Genomic DNA, 22504 nt, shown 5'->3' with positions numbered 1-22504 from the left:
GCCCTACGGGTTCGCCACCCCGTGCGGAACATGACCTGCGGCCACATGGTGGCGTGCGCTGTCGATGTTGTGTTGCGAGTCGTCGAAGAAGATGTCGGCGCCGAAGGCTTCCAGGAACGGCCCCTTGTGGCGGCCGCCGAGGAAGAGCGCCTCGTCCAGACGCACGCCCCATTCGCGCAGCGTGCGGATCACCCGCTCGTGCGCCGGCGCGGAACGCGCGGTGACCAGGGCGGTGCGGATAGGCGAACGCTCATCGGGCGGGAAGACCTGCTGCAACTGGTGCAAAGCCGACAGGAAGTTGCGGAACGGGCCGCCCGACAAGGGCTCGCGTGCACGCTGTTGCTCGTGCCGGCCGAATGCCTCCACGCCCTGTTCGCGGGAAATGCGCTCGCTCTCGTCGCCGAAGATGACCGCGTCGCCATCGAATGCGATGCGCAACTGGTGCTCGTGCCGCTGCTGCGGTGCGCCTGCCGGCAGGATGGTCGCCGCCGCGATGCCGTGCTCCAGTGAGCGCCGCACTGATTCCGGGTTGGCCGACAGGAACAGGTCGGTGCCGAACGGTTTGACGTAGGGCCAGGTTGGCTCGCCGGCCGTGAACGTGGCACGCACGATCCCCAGGCCGTAGTGCTGGATGGAGTTGAAGATGCGCAGGCCGGTATCGGCCGAGTTGCGCGAGAGCAGGATCACTTCGACGCGCGGCGCTTCCGGAGGCGCCCCCACGTTGAGCGCCAGCAGCTTGCGCACGACGGGATAGGCGATGCCCGGCGCCAGCACATCGTCTTCGTGCGTGCGCTGGTAGTCGGAATAGGCCTGTACGCCCTCGCGCTCGTACAGCGCGTGGCTTTCCTCCAGATCGAACAGGGCGCGCGACGTGACCGCGACGGTCAGCAAACGGGGGGTGTTGTCGGCCATGCGTACAGTATCGGCGATCTGTGGCGCACGACGCGAGACGCTGCGCCGCTATCCTCCCGGCGCCGCGGCAATACGTACCTGTGCCGGCGGCCCCCGGCGATTGTCGGGCGTGATGGCGCGCACTTCGACCAGCAGATCGATCGGCGACTGTTCCGAGGGCGGTCCATCGCGCCACAGGAACACGAACTCGCTGCGACGGCCCTCAACGCGCCCCGCCACCGGCTCTCGGGGAAAGATGGCAAGGGCGTCCTCGCCGAGCACGCGAAACTCGAACCCGAGTTCACGCAGCTTGTAGTCCGTGCCGCGAGGCCATTCCAGGCCCAGCGTCAACAATCCGCTGGCATCGCACGACGCGTGCCCGTCCACGCCGCGCGTCAGGCTGACCACCTCCAGCAAGGGCGGCTTCAGGGTACCGTCATCGACCAGCGCCGGCGATGCACCACCGGCTGCGAACGCGGTGGTTCCAGTGGACAGATTGCAGGCCGCCGCATCGGTCACGGCAAGAACGGCGCACAGCGCCAACGCGCACTTCAACTGCATCGTGACCCCTCCCCGGGTGGATGCGAACCGAATCGCCACGGGGCGCTGGATATCATGCGTGGGATGACCCGGCAAGCCGCAATGCGGCGAAATCACGATGTCGCCGGGACAATCCTCAGGTCATGAACTGCTCGCTGAGGATGCGTTCTTCGAGGTTGTGCTCGCGGTCGAACAGCAGCGTGACCGTGTGGTCACGCGACTCGCGGATGGTCACCTCCACCACGTCCCGCACCTCGTGCGAATCGGCGGTGGCGCTGACCGGGCGCTTGTACGGGTCCAGCACGCGGAACCGGATCTCGGTATCGGCCTTGAGGATGGCGCCACGCCAGCGGCGCGGACGGAACGGCGCGATCGGCGTCAGCGCAATGGTGTGCGAACCCAGGGGCAGGATCGGCCCGTGCGCGGAGAAGTTGTACGCGGTGCTGCCTGCTGGCGTCGCAGTCAGCACGCCATCGCAGATCAGCTCGTCCAGGCGGGTTTCGCCGTTGAGATCGATCTGGATATGCGCTGCCTGCCGCGTCTGGCGCAGCAGCGACACTTCGTTGTAGGCCAGCGATGACGTGGACGTGCCGGACTCGGTCAGCGCCTGCATTTCCAGTGGCCGCAGCTTGGCCGGTTCCGCCGCGGCAATCCGGTCGAACAGGCCGTCCGAGCGATAGTGGTTCATCAGGAAGCCCACGGTGCCCAGCTTCATGCCGAACACCGGCTTGCCGAGCGCGCCATGCCGATGCAGCGTCTGCAGCATGAACCCATCGCCGCCCAGCGCGCACAGCACGTCTGCCTGGTCCGGCGCATGCGCGCCGTGCTCGCGCTGCAGGGTCGCCAGCGCCTCCTGTGCCTCAGGCGTGGGACTGGCGAGGAAGGCGATGCGGGGTGTGGACATCCGTGGCTCCATCGTGGCCCGCACAGCGTACAGAAAAAAACGCCGGGAGCGCTTTTTGACAACGCACAGCGTTGGTCCACCGGGTGGCGGCCATGGAGGGCGGCCACAAAAAAAGGCGGCCCGAAGGCCGCCCCGTTTCTCTCGCATGACAGGCAATCAGCCTTGGGACGCCAACTGCCCCAGGCGCTGTACCGCCACTGACGCCGTGGGGTAGTCAAGCGTCTTCTGCGCGGCCAGCTCGTTGAGCATGTTCAGCGTGAAGCGCAGCCCGGCGTCGTCGCGGCCCAGCCAGGCCTTGACCTTGGCGTCGGCGTTGCCGCCCGGCAGCGACAGCAACTGGTTGGTCAACGTGCGCTGGTGCGCTGCCAGCTCATCGCGCAACACACCCCGCGCGACGGCATGCCAGCGGCCATCGACCTTCAACGCTTCGATCTGGTCCTGCAGCCACGGCAGGTGCAGCGCCTCGCCCAGGCGGTAGTGCGCCTTCGACACCTCGACCGGCTTGAGCTTGCGCGCCCGGGCCAGCTCGATGATGTCGCAGGAAGGCTCCAGGTACGGCAGCGCCGCGATCTGGCCGGCCAGCGCAGGCGGCAGACCCTTGTCCTTCCATTCCTGCAGGCTGGCGTTGTACGCCGGACGCAGCGAGTCCGGCAGCACGCCGTCGGCGGCACGGATTTCGTTGAAGCCGTCGTGATACCGCTCCACCGCTGTGGCGATCGCTGGAATCGGCCCCTGGCGGGTCAGCAGCCAGCGGGTGAAGTTGCGCTGCACCTGCCAGATCACCTGCAACGCGTCGATCTGCACCGATTCCGGCACTTTGCCATCCAGCGCGTCGATCTGGTTCCACAGCGCCCGCGCATCCAGCGTCTCGCGGGTGATGGTGAAGGCCTTGGCGACCTCCGCCGGCGAGCGGCCGGTGTCTTCCTGCATGCGCAGCAGGAAGGTGGCGCCCATCCGGTTGATGGTGGTGTTGGTCACAGCCGTGGCGATGATCTCGCGCTTCAGGCGATGCTTCTCCATCTCCGAGGCGTACTTTTTCTGCAGCGGCTGCGGGAAGTAGCGCTGCAACTCCTTGGAGAGGTACGGGTCCTCGGGCACATCGGATTCCAGCAACTGCTGGAACGCCACCAGCTTGGAGTAGGACAGCAACACCGACAGCTCGGGGCGCGTCAGGCCCTGCCCGCGCGCCTTGCGTTCGGCCAGTTCGGCGTCGGACGGCAGGAACTCGATCTGGCGATCCAGCAGGCCCTGCGACTCCAGCGTCTGGATGAAATGCTGCTTGGAGCCCAGGCGCGAGACGCTCATGCGTTCCATCAGGCTGATGGCCTGGTTCTGGCGGTAGTTGTCCCACAGCACCAGGTCGGCCACCTCGCCCGTCATGTCGGCCAGCAGCTTGTTGCGCGCGTCCATGCCCAGCTTCTTGGCCTGCACCACACCGTTGAGCAGGATCTTGATGTTCACCTCATGATCCGAGGTGTCCACGCCGGCGGAGTTGTCGATGAAGTCGGTGTTGAGCAGCACGCCATGCTGCGCGGCTTCGATGCGGCCCAGTTGGGTCAGGCCCAGGTTGCCGCCCTCGCCCACCACCTTGCAGCGCAGGTCGCGGCCATCGACGCGCAGTCCGTTGTTGGCGCGGTCGCCCACGTCGGCGTGAGTCTCGCTGGCGGCCTTGACGTAGGTGCCGATGCCGCCGTTCCACAGCAGGTCGACCGGCGACTTCAGGATGGCGCTCATCAGCTCGTTCGGCGTCATCGACTTCACGCCGTCTGCGATGCCGAGTGCGGCGCGCACTTCCGGGGTGATGTCGATCGACTTCGCACTGCGCGGATGGATGCCGCCGCCCTTGGAAATCAGCTTGGCATCGTAGTCGGCCCAGCTGGAGCGCGGCACCTTGAACATACGGTCGCGTTCCTTGAACGACTTCGCCGCATCGGGGTTCGGGTCCAGGAAGATGTGGCGGTGATCGAATGCGGCCAGCAGGCGGATGTGTTCCGACAGCAGCATGCCGTTGCCGAACACGTCGCCGGACATGTCGCCGATGCCGACGCAGGTGAAGTCTTCGGTCTGGCTGTCGCGGTTCATCGCGCGGAAATGGCGCTTGACCGACTCCCACGCGCCGCGCGCGGTGATGCCCATGCCCTTGTGGTCGTAGCCCACCGAGCCACCGGACGCGAACGCGTCGCCCATCCAGAAACCGTGCGCGATGGCCAGGCCGTTGGCGATGTCGGAGAACGTGGCCGTGCCCTTGTCGGCGGCGACCACCAGGTACGGGTCGTCCTGGTCGTGACGCACCACGTCGACCGGTGGCACGATCTTGTTGCCGACGATGTTGTCGGTGATGTCCAGCAGGCCCTGGATGAACAGCTTGTAGCAGGCGATGCCTTCGGCCAGCACGGCATCACGGTCGCCGCCTACTGGCGGACGCTTGACGAAGAAGCCGCCCTTCGCGCCGACCGGCACGATGACGGTGTTCTTGACCATCTGTGCCTTCACCAGGCCCAGCACCTCGGTGCGGAAATCCTCGCGGCGGTCGGACCAGCGCAGGCCGCCACGCGCCACCGGACCAAAGCGCAGGTGCACGCCTTCCACGCGCGGGCCGTACACGAAGATCTCGCGGTACGGACGCGGCTTGGGCAGGTCCGGCACCTTCGCCGAATCGAACTTGAAGCTGATCGTGTGTGCCGGCTGGCCATCCTTGCCGCGCTGGTAGAAGCTCGTGCGCAGCGTGGCTTCGATCGCGCCCATGAAACCGCGCAGGATCCGGTCGTCGTCCAGGCTGGAGACGCGGTCCATCAACTTGATCAGCGCGCGGTGCGCGGCGTCGATCTGCTGCTCGCGCTTGCCTCCGCGTGCTTCGACCAGCGTGGCCAAGGTCTTCGCTGCGGCTTCGTCATTGCCGGCCAGCGCCTTGAGTTCGGCGGCGAAACGATCCTGGCCCTCCTTGATCTGGGCCTTGCTCTCGCTACCGGTGGCGGGATCGAAACGCGCCTCGAACAGTTCCACCAACAGGCGCGCGAGCAGCGGATACCGGTTGAGCGTTTCTTCGACATAGCTCTGCGAGAACGGCACGCCGGTCTGCAGCAGGTACTTGCAGTAGCCGCGCAGCAGCGCGACCTGGCGCCACGCCAGGCCGGCCCCCAGCACCAGCTTGTTGAACCCGTCGTTCTCGGCATCGCCATGCCATACGCGGGCAAAGGCGTCTTCGAACGCGGGGGCAAGGCGTGCGATATCGAACTCGCCGCCCACCGGCTCCACCTCGAACTCCTGGATGTAGTGCGCGCCGCGCGCGGTCTCCAGGCGGAACGGATGCTCCGAGATCACGCGCAGGCCCATGTTCTCCATCAACGGCAGCGCATCGGACAGGGGAATGTCCGACTCCTGGCGATACAGGTTCAGGCGCAGGCGGCCCTGGCCGGGACGCTTGCGGCGCGATTCGTGCAGGCTCAGGCGCAGGTCATCCGCACCGGACAGCGAGGCGAGGTGTTCGACATCGCGCGCAGCGCCTTCCGGCGATACCACTTCGATGTAACCCGCCGGCAGCGCACGGCCATAACCGCCCGCCAACAGCAAGCCCTTCGACTCGCCGTGGCGCGTGATCAGGGTTTCGCGCAGGTCGTCCTGCCAGTTGCGCAGCAGGTGGGCGATGTCGCCTTCCAGCGCGGAGGTGTCGACCTCGACCTGCTCGCCCGCCTTCGGACGGATGGTGATGTGCAGCTGCGCCAGCGGCGACTCGCCGAGCAGCACGCTGCTGTCGACGTATTCGCCCCGCATGGCATCCTTCAGCAGCGATTCGATGCGCAGGCGCACGTCGGTGTTGAAGCGCTCGCGCGGGATGTAGACCAGTGCCGAATAGAAGCGGCCATAGCGGTCGCGGCGCAGGAACAGCTTGCTGCGCACGCGCTCCTGCAGGCCGAGGATGCCCATCGAGGTACGGAAGAGTTCTTCGTCGCTGGACTGGAACAGTTCCTCGCGCGGCAGCGTCTCCAGGATGTGGCGAAGCGCCTTGCCACTGTGGCCGCTGGGCGACAGCCCGGACTTCTGCATCACGTACTCGTGGCGCTCGCGCACCAGCGGAATTTCCCACGGACGGCGGTTGTAGGCACTGGAGGTGTACAGGCCGATGAAACGCTGCTCCGCGATGGGGTTTCCCTTCGCATCGAACTCGAGCACCCCGATGTAATCCATGTTGCCCGGGCGGTGCACGGTGGAACGGCGATTGGTCTTGGTGAGGATCAGCGCATCCACCGAACCGCCCTGCGGCAGGTAGTGCGCTGCCAGCGTCTTGATGTTGCGCGGTGGCGTGGTATCGCCCTCGCGCAGCAGGCCAAGGCCGCTGTCCTCGACAGCGCCGAGGATGCCGGTGGACTTCTCCACGCGGTACTCGCGGTAGCCGAAGAAGGTGAAGTGGTCGGCAGCGGCCCAGCGCAGGAATTCCTGCGCCTCGCGACGCCCGTCGTCGTCCACCGGCATGCGGCGGGTGGCCATGTCGTCGGCCAGCGACAGCATCTTTTCGCGCATGGCACTCCAGTCGCGGACGATCGCCCGGACTTCCTCCAGCACCGCGCGGATGCGCTTTTCGATGGCCGCCATCTCATCGGGCGGCAGGCGATCGATCTCCAGCAACATCAGCGACTCGGGCTTGCCCTCGCCCACGGCCTGCACCTTGCCCGCCTTGTCGCGCGTGAAGCGCACCAGCGGATGGCCCAGCACGTGTACGCCCACGCCCATCTCGGCCAGCGCCATGCTGACGGAGTCCACCAGGAACGGCATGTCGTCGTTGATGATCTGCAGCACGGTGTGCGGCGATTCCCAGCCGTGCGATTTCTGGCTGGCATTGAATATCCGCACGTTCGCGGTGCCGGGCTTGCGGTTGCGCGCGAATGCAAGCGTGTCCGCGGCGATCGCAGCCCATCCGTCCGCGCTGTGGTGCGGATACTCGTCTTCCTCCATGCGCTTGTAGAACGCTTCCGCGAAGGTCTGCGTTTCGGCCTGCACCGAGGCGCCCGGCACCCGCTTGCGGATCGCTGCCAGGATCGGCGCTAGCGAGAACGGGCCAGCCACCGCCTTCACCTTGCCCTTCTCCCCCGCGGCCTTCGCCGCCTGCACCGGTCGGGCCGCCACCTTCTTGGTGGGGGTCGCCTTCGGGGTCACCGACTTGGTGGCCTTGGAGGCTTCCGGTTTTGGCTTCTGTTTCGAGGCTTTTTTCGGGCTGCGTGCAGCGTTCATGCAGAGAGTGGCTCAACAATTGGTAGTCGAATGGTCATTGTATCCCCCGACGCCATGACAAAACTTGCTGCGAGGCGTCATAAGCAACGCTTGCAATCGCATCCGCGATTGACTAGCCACCCGCGCTTCTCCACCTGACCTGCTCGTACGCCACCGGCAAGAAGTTGCACCGTGCGGCAGCGCATGGAGAAAGCCTGACCTCGTCACGCGATCTTTACCGGCCGGGCAGCCTCTTTGTGCATGGAAATGTCCCGATTTCAAGGCTGTTATATTTCTAAACTGGACGGTATAGTCTAGCCCGCATGCAGCCCGCCACCCCCACCATCGCGCTCGATCAGCGTCGCAGCCGTGTCCATCAGGCTGTGCGCGAGCTCATGGCCGAGCAGGGCTTCCGCATCAGCATGGACGCCGTGGCCGCACGCGCGGGCTGCTCGAAGCAAACGCTGTACGCGCATTTCGGCAGCAAGCAGGAACTGCTGCGCAGCGTGATCGCCGAACACCAGGAACTCGCCACGACCCGCCTGTCGCCCGAGGTCGCGGACCCCCGCCAGGCATTGCTCGCCTTCGCGGAAGAGCATCTGCGGCACCTGTGCGATCCGTCCGTGGTTGCCACGCGCCGGTTGCTGATGGCAGAAGCGCACCAATTTCCGCAGGAAGCGCAGGCGCTCTACCGTGACGCCTGCGATACTCTCGTGCAGCGCCTTGCCGCCTGGCTGCAGCACGCGATGGACCAGGGCAGGCTGAGGCATGACGACCCGCACTACGCCGCGGAGTTGCTGCTCAGCATGATGACGGGACTCGATTTCGACAGGCAGCATTTCGGCGTACCGCATCGCGCCAGCGCGAAGGCGCGCGGCCGCTGGGCCGGATTCGCGGTCGATGCCTTCCTGCGTGGCTTCGCCCCCACGACGCCAGACCACGAAGTTCCCGCGCCTGCCGTGCCCGGCCGACGCCTGCGATCCCTGCATTCCCCTTCCCCGACATCAAGAAAAAGAAACGGAGCTTCCCCATGACCTCCCCCATCCGTTCCCTGGTACTGGCCAGCGCCCTGCTGGCGGCCCTGGCCGCCTGCAGCAAGCCCGAACAGCAGCAGATGCCCCCACCCGAAGTGGTGGTGATGAATGCGACGCCAAAGGACGTGCCGCTGGAGCGTGAACTGGTGGGGCGTCTGTCGCCGTACCGCAGCTCCGACGTCCGCGCCCGGGTGGCGGGCGTGGTGCAGAAGCGCGTGTACCAGGAAGGCAGCGACGTGAAGGAAGGCCAGACCCTCTTCCTGATCGATCCCGCTCCGCTGCAGGCCTCGCTGAGTGCCGCGCAGGCCAATCTCGCGTCGGCGCAGGCCACCTACGCGAATGCGAAGACGTCGGCCGATCGCGCGCGCCAGCTGGCGCCGCAGAAGTTCGTCTCCAGGTCCGACCTGGACAACGCGGAAGCCGCCGAACGCAGCGCCGCCGCGGCCGTACAGCAGGCCCGTGCCAACGTGCAGACCGCGCGCATCAACCTGGGCTATGCCAGCGTCACGGCGCCGATCTCCGGCCGTGCGGGCAAGCAGCAGGTCACGGAGGGCGCCCTGGTCGGCCAAGGCGATGCCACGCTGCTGACCACCATCGACCAGATCGATCCGCTGTATGCGAATTTCTCGATGAGCTCGAGCGAGCTGCAGACGCTGCGCCAGGCGCAGGGCGCAGGCCAGGTGCAACTGGCTGCCGAAGGCCAGCGCACCGTGCAGGTCCTTCTGCCGAACGGCCAGGCCATTGACCAGACCGGTACGCTTGATTTTTCCGACACGGTCGTCGATCCGGCCACGGGCAGCGTCTCGCTGCGCGCCACCGTTCCCAACCCGGACCGCGCGCTGCTGCCGGGCACGTTCGTGACGCTGCGTGCCACGCTGGGCGAACAGAAGGACGCCTTCCTGATCCCGCAGAGTGCGATCCAGCGCGACACCGTCAGCGCTTACGCGATGATCGTCGGCAAGGATGGCAACGTCGTGCGCAAGAACGTGACCACCCAGCAGGCCGTGGGCAACGACTGGCTCATCACCGACGGCCTGGCCGCCGGTGACCAGGTGATCGTCGAAGGACTGCAGAAGGTCAAGGAAGGCGCGCCCGCCAAGGGCATCACCGCCGAGCAGGCCGCAGCCGCCAAGGCGGCGCAGGCCAAGGCCCCCCCGGCGCAAGGCAAGGCCGAGTAAGAAGGACCCTCCCCCATGCCCAAGTTCTTCATCAACCACCCGATCTTCGCCTGGGTCGTGTCGATCCTGATCTCGCTCGCCGGCGTGATCGCGATCCTCAACCTCGGCGTCGAATCCTATCCTTCCATCGCGCCGCCGCAGGTAACGGTCAGCGCGACCTACCCCGGCGCCAGTGCGCAGACCACCGAACGGTCGGTCACCCAGGTGATCGAACAGCAGCTGACCGGCATCGACAACCTGCTGTATTTCAGTTCGAGTTCCAGCTCCTCCGGCCAGGCCTCGATCACGCTGACCTTCGAAACCGGCACCGACGCTGACATCGCCCAGGTGCAGGTGCAGAACAAAGTGTCGCTGGCCACGCCACGACTGCCCAGCGAAGTCACGGCCCAGGGCGTGGTGGTGGCCAAGGCCAACGCCGGCTTCCTGATGGTGGTGGGCCTGCAGTCCGACAATCCCAGCATCGACCGCAACCGCCTGAACGACATCATCGCCTCGCGCGTGCTGGACCAGATCTCGCGCGTGCCCGGCGTGGGCAGTACCCAGCATTTCGGTTCCGAGTACGCCATGAACGTTTGGCTGGACCCGGGCAAGCTGCAGGGCTACAACCTGTCGGCCACCGAAGTGCTTGCAGCGGTTCGCGGACAGAACGTGCAGTTCGCTGCAGGTTCCATCGGTGCGGACCCCGCTCCCGAGGGCCAGGCGTTCACCGCCACGGTGTCGGCGGAAGGCCGCTTCAATTCTCCTGAGCAGTTCGAGCAGATCATCCTGCGCGCCAACAGCGACGGCTCCACCGTGCGCCTGAAGGATGTCGCTCGGGTGGCGTTCGGTGCACAGGGCTATGGTTTCGATACGCAGTACAACGGCAAGCCGGTGGGTGCCTTCGCGGTGCAGCTGCTGCCCGGTGCCAACGCGCTGAACGTGGCCGAGGCCGTGCGCGCCAAGCTGGATGAACTCCAGCCCAGCTTCCCGTCCGGGGTCAGCTGGTTCTCGCCGTACGACACCACCACCTTCGTGAAGATTTCCATCGAGGAAGTAGTCAAGACGCTGATCGAAGCCGTCATCCTGGTGTTCCTGGTGATGCTGGTGTTCCTGCAGAACTTCCGCGCCACCATCATCCCCACCCTGGTCATCCCGGTCGCGCTGCTCGGCACGTTCTGGGGCCTGAGCCTGATCGGCTTCACCATCAACCAGCTGACGATGTTCGCGATGGTGCTCGCCATCGGCATCGTGGTGGACGACGCCATCGTGGTGATCGAGAACGTCGAACGCATCATGGCGGAGGAAAAACTGCCGCCGCGGGAGGCGACGATCAAGGCCATGGACCAGATCACCGGCGCGGTGATCGCGATCACCGTGGTACTGGCAGCGGTATTCATCCCGTCCGCGCTGCAGGGTGGCGCGTCGGGCGAGATCTACAAGCAGTTCGCGCTGACCATCGCCATCTCGATGGCCTTCTCGGCCTTCCTGGCGCTGGGCTTCACGCCGGCCCTGTGCGCGACCTTCCTGAAGCAGCACGAACACGACAGCCACGAGAAGAAGAACATCGTCTTCCGCGTCTTCGAGAAGTACTACGGCAAGGTCGAGAAGACCTACGTGGGCCACATCGGCTCGGCCATCAAGCATGCGCCGCGCTGGATGGTGGTGTTCGCCCTGCTGACCGTACTGTGCGGCTTCCTGTTCACGCGCCTGCCGAGCAGCTTCGTGCCCGAGGAAGACCAGGGTTACGCCCTGGCCATCGTGCAGTTGCCGCCGGGCAACACCCTGCAGAACACCAAGCAGGTGTTCAACCAGGTGCGTGGCACCCTGCAGCAGATGGACGGGTTCGAAGGCGTGATGGAGATCGCGGGCTTCAGTTTCGTCGGCCGCGGCGAGAACGTCGGCATGGCCTTCATCCGGCTCAAGGCCTGGGACGATCGCGACGTGACCGTGCCGGAGTTCATCCAGCAGGCCAACCAGCGCCTGTACGGGATCAAGGGTGCCCAGATCTTCGTGGTGAACCTGCCGACCATCCAGGGCCTGGGCCAGTTCGGCGGCTTCGACATGTGGCTGCAGGACCGAGCGGGCCTGGGCGAGGAAGCGCTGATGGCGGCCCGCAACCAGTTGCTGGGTGCGGCGGCACAGGATCAGAGCCTGATGGCAGTGCGTCCCAACACGCTGGAGAACGCGCCGCAGCTGCAGCTGCACGTGGACCGCGTGCAGGCGCAAGCGATGGGGCTGTCGGTCAGCGACATCTACAACGGCATCCAGCTGATGCTGGCGCCGGTGTACGTCAACGACTTCTTCTACGAAGGCCGCATCAAGCGCGTGAACATGCGCGCCGACGCCGCCTACCGCACCGGCGCCGATTCGCTTTCGCGCATCTACACGCCGAGCAGCCAGCAGACCGATGCCAGCGGCGGTCGCGCGATGATCCCGCTGTCCAACGTGGTGCAGTCGCAATGGGCCTCCGTGCCTCCTTCGCTGTCGCGCTACAACGGTTACTCGGCGGTGAACATCAACGGTTCCGCGGCGCCGGGCGGTTCGTCCGGGCAGGCGATGACCACGATGGAGAACATCGTCACCGACCAGCTGCCGCAGGGCTTCGGTTACGACTGGAGCGGCATGTCCTATCAGGAGATCCTGGCCGGCAACAGCGCCACCCTGCTGATGGTGCTGTCACTGGTGGTGGTATTCCTGTGTCTGGCGGCGCTGTATGAGAGCTGGTCCATCCCGGTGGCGGTACTGCTGGTGGTCCCGCTGGGCGCCCTGGGCGCGCTCGCGTTCACGCTGCTGCGCGGTCTGTCCAACGATCTGTTCTTCAAGATCGGCCTGATCACCATCATCGGGCTGGCGGCGAAGAACGCGATCCTGATCGTCGAGTTCGCGGTGATGGAGCGCAAGCAGGGCAAGACGCTGCGCGAAGCGGTGATCTCGGCCTCGCATCTGCGCTTCCGACCGATCCTGATGACCTCGTTCGCCTTCATCATGGGTGTGGTGCCGATGGCCATCTCGACCGGTGCCGGTGCCAACGCGCGCCATGCGATCGGCACCGGTGTCATCGGCGGCATGTTCTTCGCCACATTCCTTGGCCTGTTGCTGATCCCGGTCTTCTTCATCGCCGTGCGACGCATGCTGGGCGACAAGATGGACGAACCCTCGAAGGAATACCTGCTCGAGCAGGAAAACCCCGCTTCACGCTGAGGGGAATGAAGGAACAGAGAGCCCCGGCCATGCCGGGGCTCTTCCTTTTTGCAGGCCACGACATCGCGGACGCAGAGGTTGCCCGGCTGTCCGCGAAGCCCTCGCCCGGGGCCCGTTGAGCGCCCCTCACGCGCGACGGTCCGTGCCCGCCCACCCGTCATGCCTTCCTGCACTATGTGTGCCGGTCTCAATCCGTGATAATCCGGCGATTGATCATGTCGATCGCGACGCTGCTCGTTCGTCGACCTGACGACTTCCCCCGACTTGACGAAGACCACTCCATGACACGGAAAGATCCGACCGCAAGGAAAACGCCCTCCACCACTCGCCGCATGATCCTGATGCTGATCGCCGTCGTGGTGATCTTCGGCGGCGTGTTCGCCGTCAAGGCGATCATGGGCAAGGGCATGAACGATTTCTTCGACAATATGCCGCAGCCGGCCGCGGCGGTGACCGACTGGACTGCCAAGCAGGAGGACTGGGTCGACGCTCAGCAGGCCGTAGGTACCTTCGTGGCCATCAACGGCACCGACGTGACCACCGAGGCCGGGGGCGTGGTACGCAGCCTGTCCATCGACGTCGGCAAGCCGGTCAAGGCCGGCACCGTGCTGGCCCAGCTCAACACGGCCAACGAACTGGCCGTGATGAAGTCGCTGGAAGCCTCCGCCAAACTGGCGGCGGTGCAGCGCGACCGTTGGCAGGCCCTGGCGCGCGACAAGCTGGTCTCGCAAGCCGAAGCGGAAGAGCGCGCCACCGTGGCCGCCACGTCGCTCGCGCAGGTGGAGGCCCAGCGCGCCCTGATCGCGCAGAAGACCATCCGTGCTCCGTTCGACGGTGTGCTGGGCATCCGCAAGGTCAACCTGGGCCAGTACCTCACGCCGGGCGATGCCATCGTCAGCCTGCAGGCACTGGACCCGATCTACCTCGACTTCACCCTGCCCGAGCAACGCGTGGGCCAGGTGCTGCCGGGTGCGAAGGTCCGTGCAACCGTGGACGCCCTGCCAGGCCAGGTGTTCGAAGGCGAAGTCACGGCGGTGGAACCGCAGGTCGATCCGGCCACGCGCAACTTCAAGGTGCAGGCGACGCTGGCCAACCCGGAGTACAACCTGCGTCCGGGCGCGTTCGCGCACGTCGGCTTCGACACCGGCGACAGCCGGAAGGTGGTGGTGGTGCCGCAGACCGCGATCAGCTTCAACCCCTACGGCAATGCGGTGTACGTGATCCAGGAAGTGCAGCGCGCGGAAGGCGAGAAGGACATGCAAGGCAAGCCGCTGACCGGCAAGAAGCTCGTGGTGCGCCAGCGCTTCGTGAAGACCGGCGCCACCCGCGGCGACCTTATCGCCGTCACCGAGGGCCTGAAGCCAGGCGAACGCGTGGCCACCAGCGGCCTGCTGAAGCTACGCAACGATGCCGAGGTGGTGGTCAACAACAAGGTGCAGCCGGTGACCGAGGCCCAGCCCAAGCCCGAAAACCGTTGACGGAGCGACGGCATGAAATTCACCGACATCTTCATCAACAAGCCGGTGCTGGCGATCGTCGTCAGCCTCTTCATCCTGCTGTTCGGCCTGCGCTCGTTCACCGAATTGAACGTGCGCCAGTACCCGGAACTGCGCAACGCCGTAGTGAACATCAGCACCACCTACTACGGTGCCGACGCCGACCTGATCCAGGGCTTCATCACCACGCCGCTGGAGCGCGAGGTGGCCAGCGCCGAAGGCATCGAGTACCTCAGCTCGACCAGTTCGGCCGGTGCCAGCGTGATCCAGGCTTACATCAAGCTTGACCAGGACCCGAACGAGGCGCTCACCCAGATCGCCGCCAAGGTCAACAAGATGCGCGGCCAGTTGCCGCCGGAATCCGAGGATCCGGTGATCGATCTGCAGCAGGGCCAGCAGATCGCGGCGATGTACGTGTCTTTCGCCAGCGAGACACTGGACAACAACCAGATCACCGACTACCTGACCCGCGTCGTCCAGCCCAAGCTGGTCACCGTGTCCGGCGTGCAGCGCGCCGACATCCTCGGCGCCGGCACGTTCGCCATGCGCGTGTGGCTGAAGCCGGACCGCATGACGGCGCTGCAGGTGACCGCCAGCGATGTGTCCACGGCCTTGTCGTCGAACAACGTGCTGGCGGCGGTGGGCTCGACCAAGGGCCAGATGGTCGCCATCGACATGACCGCGCGCACCGACCTGCGCAATGCCGACGAGTTCCGCCAGCTCATCATCCGCGAGCAGAACGGCGCCATCGTGCGGCTCGGCGACGTGGCGGACGTGCAGCTGGGCTCGGAGAGCTACGGCACATCGGTCCGCATCAACGGCGAAGCCGCCACGTTCATGGGCATCTTCGTGTCGCCGGACGCGAACTCGCTGGACGTCATCAAGGACGTGCGTACGCTGTGGGACAACGAGATCGTCCCCCAGCTGCCGGAAGGCATCAAGGCCACGATCCCCTACGACAGCACCGAGCAGATCCAGGACGCCATCGACGAGGTCGTCAGCACCATCGTGGAAGCGGTGATCATCGTGATCGTGGTGATCTTCCTGTTCCTGGGCTCGCTGCGCAGCGTGCTGATCCCCGCGGTGACGGTGCCGCTGTCGCTGGTGGGCGCGCTGTTCCTGATGCTGTTGATGGGTTTCACCATCAACCTGCTGACCCTGCTGGCGATGGTGCTGGCGATCGGCATCGTGGTGGATGACGCCATCATCGTGCTTGAAAACATCCATCGGCACATCGAGGAAGGCATGTCGCCGTACGAGGCGGCCATCAAGGGCGCACGCGAACTGGCCTGGCCGGTCGTGGCCATGACCACCACGCTGGTGGCGGTGTACCTGCCGATCGGCTTCCAGGGTGGCATGACCGGGGTGCTGTTCACCGAATTCGCTTTCACCCTGGCCGGCTCGGTGCTGTTGTCCGGTGTCATCGCGCTGACGCTGACCCCGATGATGTGCGCCAAGATCCTCAAGCCGCACAGCGAAGGCGGCAAGGGCAAGCTGGAGAAGTGGCTGGACGAGCGCTTCGAGAAGATCAATGCCGGCTACCAGCGCCGCCTGCACGGCACGATGGAAACCAAGTCGGTGATCGGCGTGTTCGGCATCCTGGTGCTGGTGTCGTGCGTGTTCCTGTACATGACCGCGCCCAAGGAGCCGGCGCCGCTGGAGGACGAAGGCTTCATCTTCTCCGTCGCCAGCGCGGACCCCTATTCCACGCTGGACTACGTCGAGCGCTACACCGAGGAAGTGACCGCCATCGCCAAGGGCGTGCCGGAGGTGCAGGACTACTTCCTGTTCAACGGTGGTTTTGGCGGCAGCGGCGGCGGTGCAAGCCCGATGGCAATGGCCGGATTCGTGCTGAAGCCCTGGAGCGAGCGTGATCGTTCGACCAACGCGGTGCTGCAGCAGGAACTGCAGCCCAAGATGAGCCAGGTCAGCGGCCTGAACATCTTCGCCTTGGTCCCGCCCTCCCTGCCCAGCGCGGGCGGCGACGGCGGCGGCGGTGAGTTCGTCATCGGCGGCGTGGGCGACCTGAGCCAGCTGGCGGAACTGGCCGACCAGATCCTGATGAAGGCGATGGAGAGCAAGCGCTTCATCTTCCTGGACAAGGACCTGAAGATCGACAAGCCGCGCATCGAGGTCAACATCGACCGCGACAAGGCCGCCAGCCTGGGCATCGACATGCGTACGCTGGCGGCCGACATGGCGGCGATGCTGTCCGGTGGCTATACCAACCGCTTCGCGATGCAGAACCGCTCGTACCTGGTGATCCCGCAGGTGCAGCGCAGCGACCGCCTCAACGCCAGCGACCTGGAGAACTATTACACCCGCACCCGCGACGGCGAGCTGATTCCGCTGTCCACCCTCGTGACCCTGAAGGAAAGCGCGCAGCCTCAATCACTCAAGCGCTTCCAGCAGCTCAACGCGGTGTCCATCACCTTCGCCCCGCGCCCCGGCGTCAGCAAGGGCGAGGCACTGGCGATCCTCGAACAGGCCGCGAAGGAAGTGCTGCCACAGGGATACTCGGTGGACTACGCGGGCGAGTCGCGGCAGTACAAGCAGGAAGGCGCGGCGATGTTGGTCACGCTGGCACTGGCGCTGATCGTGATCTTCCTGGTGCTGGCGGCCCAGTTCGAGAGCTTCCGCGATGCGCTGATCATGCTGTTGACCGTGCCGATGGCGATCTGCGGCGCGCTGTTGACGGTGAACGTGCTGGCGATCCTCAGCGGCATCCTGGGCATGATGCAGATCGAAGCCTTCCCAGGCATGAGCATCAACATCTACACCCAGGTGGGCCTGGTGACGTTGGTAGGCGTGATCTCCAAGCACGGCATCCTGATCGTGGAGTTCGCCAACAAGCTGCAGATCGAGCGTGGCCTGTCCAAGCGCGAAGCGATCGAGGAAGCGGCCGCCATCCGCCTGCGCCCGGTGCTGATGACCACCGCCGCGCTGGTATTCGCGATGATCCCGCTGCTGATCGCCAGCGGCCCGGGTGCGGCGTCGCGCTTCTCGATGGGCGTGGTGATCGCCTCGGGCATGACCATCGGTACGTTGTTCACCCTGTTCGTGCTGCCGGCGTTCTACCTGTACCTGGCCCGCGACCACGCGCACGACAGCAAGGATGCGGATGATGCGTTGCCATCAGTGGATGCTGAGCCCGTGCACGGGCATTGACCAGGCATGCAGTCGATGGAATGAAGAAGCCCCGGCCATGCCGGGGCTTTTTTTGGAGCAGGGACTTCAGCCCCGACCGTCTACGTGCCGCGTCGGCCTTCCGGGCTGGAGCCCTTCCTGCAAAGCATCTACTTCGGCGCGTTCGCCGCCGGCGCGATGTAGGCCCTGCGCGCAGCGCGGACTTCGTCATGGTGATCGGAGGCCCACTGCGCCAGCATCTCCACCCGCTCGAAGAACGACAGCCCCAGCGACGTCAGCGCGTAATCCACGCGCGGCGGCACCGTCGGGAATACCTCGCGGCTGACCAGCCCGTCCTGTTCCAGGTGCCGCAGCGTCTGGGCCAGCATGCGTGGCGAGATGTCGGCGATGCGCTTGCGAATCTCCGAAAAGCGAAGCGTCCCCGCCGACAGCTCGTGCAGGACCAGAACCGTCCAACGGTCGCCCAGCCGGTCCAGCACATCGCGGATAGGGCAGTTTTCGACGAGGATCAGCGATTGGCGATGCAGGGTCATGGTCCGACTCGAGGGCATGGTTACTGACCGGTAACCCGGTTACTTCAAGCTCCCTGCTTGTGGGTGCGGCAGCCTTTACTACCATATCGTAACCAACGTCCTTTCCGTTACTGAAACAGGAGCCTGTCATGAATGCCCCCGCCCCCACCCTGCTGGTCACCGGCGCTTCCGGACAGCTCGGCAGCGCCGTCGTCCGCCATCTGCTGGATACGCTGCAGATTCCTGCCGACCGACTCATCGTCACCAGTCGCACCCCGGAATCGCTGGCGGACCTGGCGGCGCGCGGCGTGACCGTGCGTTCCGCCGATTTCGACCAGCCGGCCACGCTGGCGGCCGCCTTCGCCGGGGCCGACCGGCTGTTGCTCGTCAGCACCGATGCCTTGATGGAACCGGGCAAGCGCCTCGCCCAGCACCGCGCCGCCGTGCAGACTGCCGCAGACGTGGGCGTCGGGCATGTCGTCTATACCTCGCTGCCGTCGGCCGCCACATCGCACGTGTCATTCGCGCCCGACCACTGGGGCACCGAAGAGGCTCTGTCCGCATCGTCGCTGGGCTGGACGGTGCTCCGCAACGCCTGGTACTTCGAGAACCTCGCCTATTCCGTGCCGGGCGCCTTGGCGTCCGGTGAGTGGGCGACGGCGGCGGGCGAAGGACGCATCGCCTATATCGCGCGCGAAGATCTGGCCCACGCCGCGGCGGTAGCACTGTCATCCGAGGATACGTCGAACCAGATCCTCACCTTGACCGGCGAACAGGCGTGGTCGGCGCGCGACGTCGCCACGCGCGTCTCGGCACTCACCGGCAAGCCGCTTGCCGTCGTCGACATCACGCCAGAGAAGTTGATCGAAGGCCTGAAAGCGCACGGCTTTCCGCCGGTGCTGGCCGACGTGTTCGCCTCGTTCGACGCCGCGACCGCTGCCGGCGATCTCGGCGAGGTCACGGACGACTACCGCCAGCTCACCGGCCGCTCGCCGACCGCACTGGATGCGTGGCTGCCGGCAAACCTCGACCTGCTGACCAAGGCGCACTGAGTCCGAAAACAAGAACCCCGGCGCGACGCCGGGGTTCTTGGTACCACTGGAGATCGACGATCAGGCCGGCTTGGCCGCCTTCTGCTTCGCGATCCACTGATCAACGCGACGCTCCAGCAACGTCAGCGGAAGCGCGCCGCCACCGAGCACGGTGTCGTGGAATCCCTTGATGTCGAACTTGTCGCCGAGTTCGGTTTCCGCCTTCCTGCGCAGGTCCTGGATCTTGATCATGCCGATCTTGTAGGCCGTGGCCTGCCCCGGCATGATCAGGTAGCGCTTCACCTCGGACTCGATCGCCGCCCGCGGCACCGCGCTGTTGGCGTCGAAGTACTCCACCGCCTGCTGCTCGGTCCAGCCCTTGGCATGCAGGCCGGTGTCCACCACTAGGCGGATCGCGCGCCACATCTCGGAACTCAGGCGACCGAACTCGGAGTACGGGTCCTTGTAGGTTCCCGGCATTTCCTTCGCCAGCCATTCCGAATACAGACCCCAGCCTTCCGCATACGCGGTGACGCCGTACTGCGTGCGGAACTTCGGCACGCCGGTCAGCTCCTGCGCGATGGCGATCTGCATGTGGTGACCCGGCAGGCCCTCGTGGTACGCGATGACCTCGAGCTCCGGCTTGGGCATCGCGTTCATGTCGGACAGATGCGCGTAGTACACGCCCGGGCGCGAACCATCGGGCGTGCCCGGGTAGTAGTGCTGCGCCGCGCCGTCCTGCTCACGGAACGGCTCCACGCGCTTGACCACCAGGTCGGCCTTCGGCAACAGACCGAAGTAGTCCGGGAGCACCTTCTTGATGTTGTCGATGGCCGCCGTGGCGTCATCGATATAGGCCTGGCGGCCGGCATCGGTGTTGGGATACTTGAACTGCGCATCGCTGTCGATGAAGGCGAAGAAGGCATCCAGGTCCCCCTTGAAGCCCACCTTGTCCTTCAGCGCCGACATCTCGCCCTTGATGCGCTCCACTTCCTTCAGGCCCAGCGCATGGATCTCCTCGGCCGTCATGCCAGTGGTGGTCATCTGCCGCAGCTGATACTCGTAATACGCCTTGCCGTTCTTGTGCGTGCTGCCGACACCGGTGGCGTTGACGGCGGCCTTCGGCAGTTCTTCCTCGCTCCACGCGATCACGCCCTCGTACGCTGGCTTGAACTGCTCCATCAGCGCCTTGCGCGCTTCATCCTTCAGCGCCGTTGCGCGAGCGGCATCGATCTTGCCGGCCTTGACCAGCGCATCGGCCTTGGCCTGCGCGTCGGCCCAGATCGCGGAGTCCTTGCCGGCCGAGAACGGCGCACCGGTGATGACTTTCTTAGCCTGGTCGATCACGCCTTCGTAGGCGAACTTCGGCGGACGGATGTCCTGCCCGGCGGAGGCGCGCGCGCGATCAAGCAACTGTCCGAAGGCGCGCTGCGTCGCCTTCAGGCGGGCGATGTAGGCTGTGTAGTCCGCCTCTTCATCCACCTTGTGGAAGCTGATCAGGAACGTCGGCCAGAAACCCTGCGCACCGTTCATCTGGTCGAAGGCATAGCCGTCCTGCAGGAACTGCAGGCCATCACGTGCGTTCTCGTACTGCAGCTTCCATAGGTCGTAAGAGAACTTGGTTTCGTCGTCGAGCTTGGCGTAGTCGAAGGTCTTCTCCATCTCCTCGACGCTGGCCTTGGCCCAGGCCACCTGATCGCGCTGCGACTGTTCGGACATGTCGTCCACCTGGTCGTACAGGTCCTTGCGACCCTGGAAGGTCAGCTGGATAGGACTGAACTTCAACTGTTCCTCGTACTTGGTTTCGAACCATGCATTCAGCCGCTGGCTCTCGGCGGCGATGTCGGCGGCGGACGCGGCGACGGCAGGGGTGCCTGCAGCGCCGGTATCCGGCGTAGCGGCGCGGTCGCAGGCGGTCAGGGCAAGTGCGAGGGCACAGGCGATCAGGGTTTTGCGCATCGGGGTCTCCAGGAAGGATACGGAGGACAGACCCCCGCATTCGGACACTTTACCCAACCCGTCCCGCACAGTCCCATGACAAAAGATGGGGGTCGCGATGTGGCCCCGCTCACGGACCTGCGGACAAAAAAACGCCGCCCTTGGGGCGGCGCTCGTTCTCCGGAGGCGCTGGATTCAGCGCAGGCCGGTCTCGTTGCGTGCGATGACCAGGCGCTGGATCTCGCTGGTGCCTTCGTAGATCTCGGTGATCTTGGCATCGCGGAAGTAACGCTCGATCGGCATTTCCTTGGAATAGCCCATGCCACCATGGATCTGCAGGGCCTGGTGGGTGACCCACATGGCGGCCTCGGACGCGGTCAGCTTGGCGATCGCCGCCTCGTTGCTGAAACGCTGGTCCTGGCCCTTCACCCACGCCGCGCGCAGCGTCAGCAGCGTGGCCGCATCCAGCTTGCACTTCATGTCGGCGATCTTGGCCTGGGTCATCTGGAACGTGCCGATCGGCGCGCCGAACGCTTTGCGCTCCTTCACGTAGGCGATGGTGGCCTCGTAGGCAGCGCGGGCGATGCCGATGGCCTGGGACGCAATGCCGATACGGCCGGCATCCAGCACGCCCATGGCGATCTTGAAGCCCTCGCCTTCCTTGCCCAGCACGTCGTCCGCCGTGGCGACGTAGTCGGTGAACTCGATCTCGCAGGTGGCCGAGGCACGGATGCCGAGCTTGGGCTCGGTCTTGCCGCGATGGAAACCGGCCTTGGCGGTATCGATCAGGAAGGCGGTGATGCCACGCGCGCCCTTGTCGGGTTCGCTCATCGCGAACAGTACGATGTACTTGGCCACGGGGCCGGAGGTGATCCAGCTCTTCTTGCCGTTGATGACGAAGCTGCCATCGGCCTGCTTCACCGCGCGGCAACGCATCGCGGTGGCATCGGAGCCAGACTGCGGCTCGGTCAGCGCGAACGCCCCGATCTCGCGGCCTTCGGCGATGGCGCGCACGCAGGTCTGCTTCTGTTCCTCGGTACCGAACTTCAGGATGCCGTTGCAGAACAGCGAATTGTTGACCGACATGATGGTCGAATGGGCTGCATCGCCGGCGGCGATCTCGATCATCGCGAGCACGTAGGCGATCGGGTCCATGCCCGCACCACCGTATTCGGCCGGCACCTCGATGCCCATCAGGCCGTTCTCGCCCAGCAGGCGGATGTTGTCCAGCGGGAACTCGCCGGTCCTGTCGTGGTGCTCCGCGCTGGGCGCGATCTTTTCCTGGGCGATCCGGCGCGCGACGTCCTGGATCATCAACTGCTCTTCGGTGAATGCGAAATCCACGGGTACCCCTCGGCATACGTACTTGAATACCAATTGTAACCCGCGACCATCCGCGGGCGTATGCCGCTGGTTGACCTTGGCGGCGCCGCGGGGGCAGAATATCT

The 22504-nt window shown here is 65.6% G+C and carries 12 protein-coding genes and 1 pseudogene; 6 read left to right on the top strand and 7 right to left on the bottom strand.

The features are described 5' to 3' along the window. Positions 1-3 precede the first annotated feature (3 nt). The 4 genes and pseudogenes from FB548_RS13840 to FB548_RS13825 form a co-directional block, all read right to left on the bottom strand. A complete protein-coding gene (locus FB548_RS13840) occupies positions 4-912 on the bottom strand; it encodes a 5'-nucleotidase (protein ID WP_142125360.1) in 909 nt (302 codons plus the stop codon). A 48-nt stretch (positions 913-960) separates the two neighbouring features. Next, positions 961-1452: a hypothetical protein gene (locus FB548_RS13835; RefSeq protein ID WP_142125359.1), complete on the bottom strand. Its 492-nt coding sequence runs from the start codon at positions 1450-1452 to the stop codon at positions 961-963. 115 nt (positions 1453-1567) lie between these two features. Next, complete coding sequence (locus FB548_RS13830) at positions 1568-2335, bottom strand: NAD kinase (protein WP_142125358.1); 768 nt, start codon at positions 2333-2335, stop codon at positions 1568-1570. Between the two features lie 156 nt (positions 2336-2491). Beyond that, positions 2492-7381, bottom strand: a pseudogene (locus tag FB548_RS13825) (NAD-glutamate dehydrogenase domain-containing protein); the annotation flags it as partial. Positions 7382-7863: 482 nt separating this feature from the next. Here FB548_RS13825 and FB548_RS13820 point away from each other — a divergent pair. The 5 genes from FB548_RS13820 (at position 7864) to FB548_RS13800 (ending at position 17596) form a co-directional block, all read left to right on the top strand. Continuing rightward, positions 7864-8574: a TetR/AcrR family transcriptional regulator gene (locus FB548_RS13820; protein ID WP_142125356.1), complete on the top strand. Its 711-nt coding sequence runs from the start codon at positions 7864-7866 to the stop codon at positions 8572-8574. After that, positions 8571-9752: an efflux RND transporter periplasmic adaptor subunit gene (locus FB548_RS13815; protein ID WP_142125355.1), complete on the top strand. Its 1182-nt coding sequence runs from the start codon at positions 8571-8573 to the stop codon at positions 9750-9752. The genes FB548_RS13820 and FB548_RS13815 overlap by 4 nt, the downstream gene beginning before the upstream one ends. A 15-nt stretch (positions 9753-9767) precedes the next feature. Then, complete coding sequence (locus FB548_RS13810; RefSeq protein WP_142125354.1) at positions 9768-12932, top strand: multidrug efflux RND transporter permease subunit; 3165 nt, start codon at positions 9768-9770, stop codon at positions 12930-12932. 281 nt (positions 12933-13213) lie between these two features. Further along, entirely contained in the window at positions 13214-14410 is a 1197-nt protein-coding gene (locus FB548_RS13805; RefSeq protein WP_142125353.1) for an efflux RND transporter periplasmic adaptor subunit, read from the top strand. Positions 14411-14422: 12 nt separating this feature from the next. After that, positions 14423-17596, top strand: coding sequence for an efflux RND transporter permease subunit (locus tag FB548_RS13800; RefSeq protein ID WP_142125352.1), 3174 nt, complete (start codon positions 14423-14425; stop codon positions 17594-17596). Between the two features lie 128 nt (positions 17597-17724). Here FB548_RS13800 and FB548_RS13795 read toward each other — a convergent pair whose 3' ends face one another. Further along, positions 17725-18108, bottom strand: a complete 384-nt coding sequence (locus FB548_RS13795) for a helix-turn-helix domain-containing protein (RefSeq protein ID WP_142125351.1) — start codon at positions 18106-18108, stop codon at positions 17725-17727. A gap of 128 nt (positions 18109-18236) precedes the next feature. Here FB548_RS13795 and FB548_RS13790 point away from each other — a divergent pair, with 128 nt between their 5' ends. Continuing rightward, positions 18237-19139, top strand: a complete 903-nt coding sequence (locus FB548_RS13790; protein ID WP_142125350.1) for an SDR family oxidoreductase — start codon at positions 18237-18239, stop codon at positions 19137-19139. 60 nt (positions 19140-19199) lie between these two features. Here the strand turns inward: FB548_RS13790 and FB548_RS13785 are convergent, their stop codons facing one another. Beyond that, on the bottom strand, positions 19200-21077 hold the full coding sequence (locus tag FB548_RS13785) for a DUF885 domain-containing protein (protein WP_142125349.1): 1878 nt from the start codon (positions 21075-21077) through the stop codon (positions 19200-19202). Between the two features lie 174 nt (positions 21078-21251). Continuing rightward, positions 21252-22400, bottom strand: coding sequence for an acyl-CoA dehydrogenase family protein (locus FB548_RS13780; RefSeq protein WP_142125348.1), 1149 nt, complete (start codon positions 22398-22400; stop codon positions 21252-21254). Positions 22401-22504 lie beyond the last annotated feature (104 nt).

This window comes from Pseudoxanthomonas sp. 3HH-4, assembly GCF_006716465.1.
Classification (GTDB): Bacteria; Pseudomonadota; Gammaproteobacteria; order Xanthomonadales; family Xanthomonadaceae; genus Pseudoxanthomonas_A.
Note: the sequence above shows the minus strand (reverse complement) of the source record. Positions and strands in the feature narration are given on the sequence as shown.

Bases quoted from the DNA above. Each gene is read 5' to 3' on its own strand.
- FB548_RS13810 (WP_142125354.1), top strand. From the start codon at position 9,768: ATGCCCAAGTTCTTCATCAACCACCCGATCTTCGCCTGGGTCGTGTCG.
- FB548_RS13815 (WP_142125355.1), top strand. From the start codon at position 8,571: ATGACCTCCCCCATCCGTTCCCTGGTACTGGCCAGCGCCCTGCTGGCG.
- FB548_RS13795 (WP_142125351.1), bottom strand. From the start codon at position 18,108: ATGACCCTGCATCGCCAATCGCTGATCCTCGTCGAAAACTGCCCTATC.
- FB548_RS13805 (WP_142125353.1), top strand. From the start codon at position 13,214: ATGACACGGAAAGATCCGACCGCAAGGAAAACGCCCTCCACCACTCGC.
- FB548_RS13790 (WP_142125350.1), top strand. From the start codon at position 18,237: ATGAATGCCCCCGCCCCCACCCTGCTGGTCACCGGCGCTTCCGGACAG.
- FB548_RS13800 (WP_142125352.1), top strand. From the start codon at position 14,423: ATGAAATTCACCGACATCTTCATCAACAAGCCGGTGCTGGCGATCGTC.
- FB548_RS13840 (WP_142125360.1), bottom strand. From the start codon at position 912: ATGGCCGACAACACCCCCCGTTTGCTGACCGTCGCGGTCACGTCGCGC.
- FB548_RS13830 (WP_142125358.1), bottom strand. From the start codon at position 2,335: ATGTCCACACCCCGCATCGCCTTCCTCGCCAGTCCCACGCCTGAGGCA.
- FB548_RS13820 (WP_142125356.1), top strand. From the start codon at position 7,864: ATGCAGCCCGCCACCCCCACCATCGCGCTCGATCAGCGTCGCAGCCGT.
- FB548_RS13785 (WP_142125349.1), bottom strand. From the start codon at position 21,077: ATGCGCAAAACCCTGATCGCCTGTGCCCTCGCACTTGCCCTGACCGCC.
- FB548_RS13835 (WP_142125359.1), bottom strand. From the start codon at position 1,452: ATGCAGTTGAAGTGCGCGTTGGCGCTGTGCGCCGTTCTTGCCGTGACC.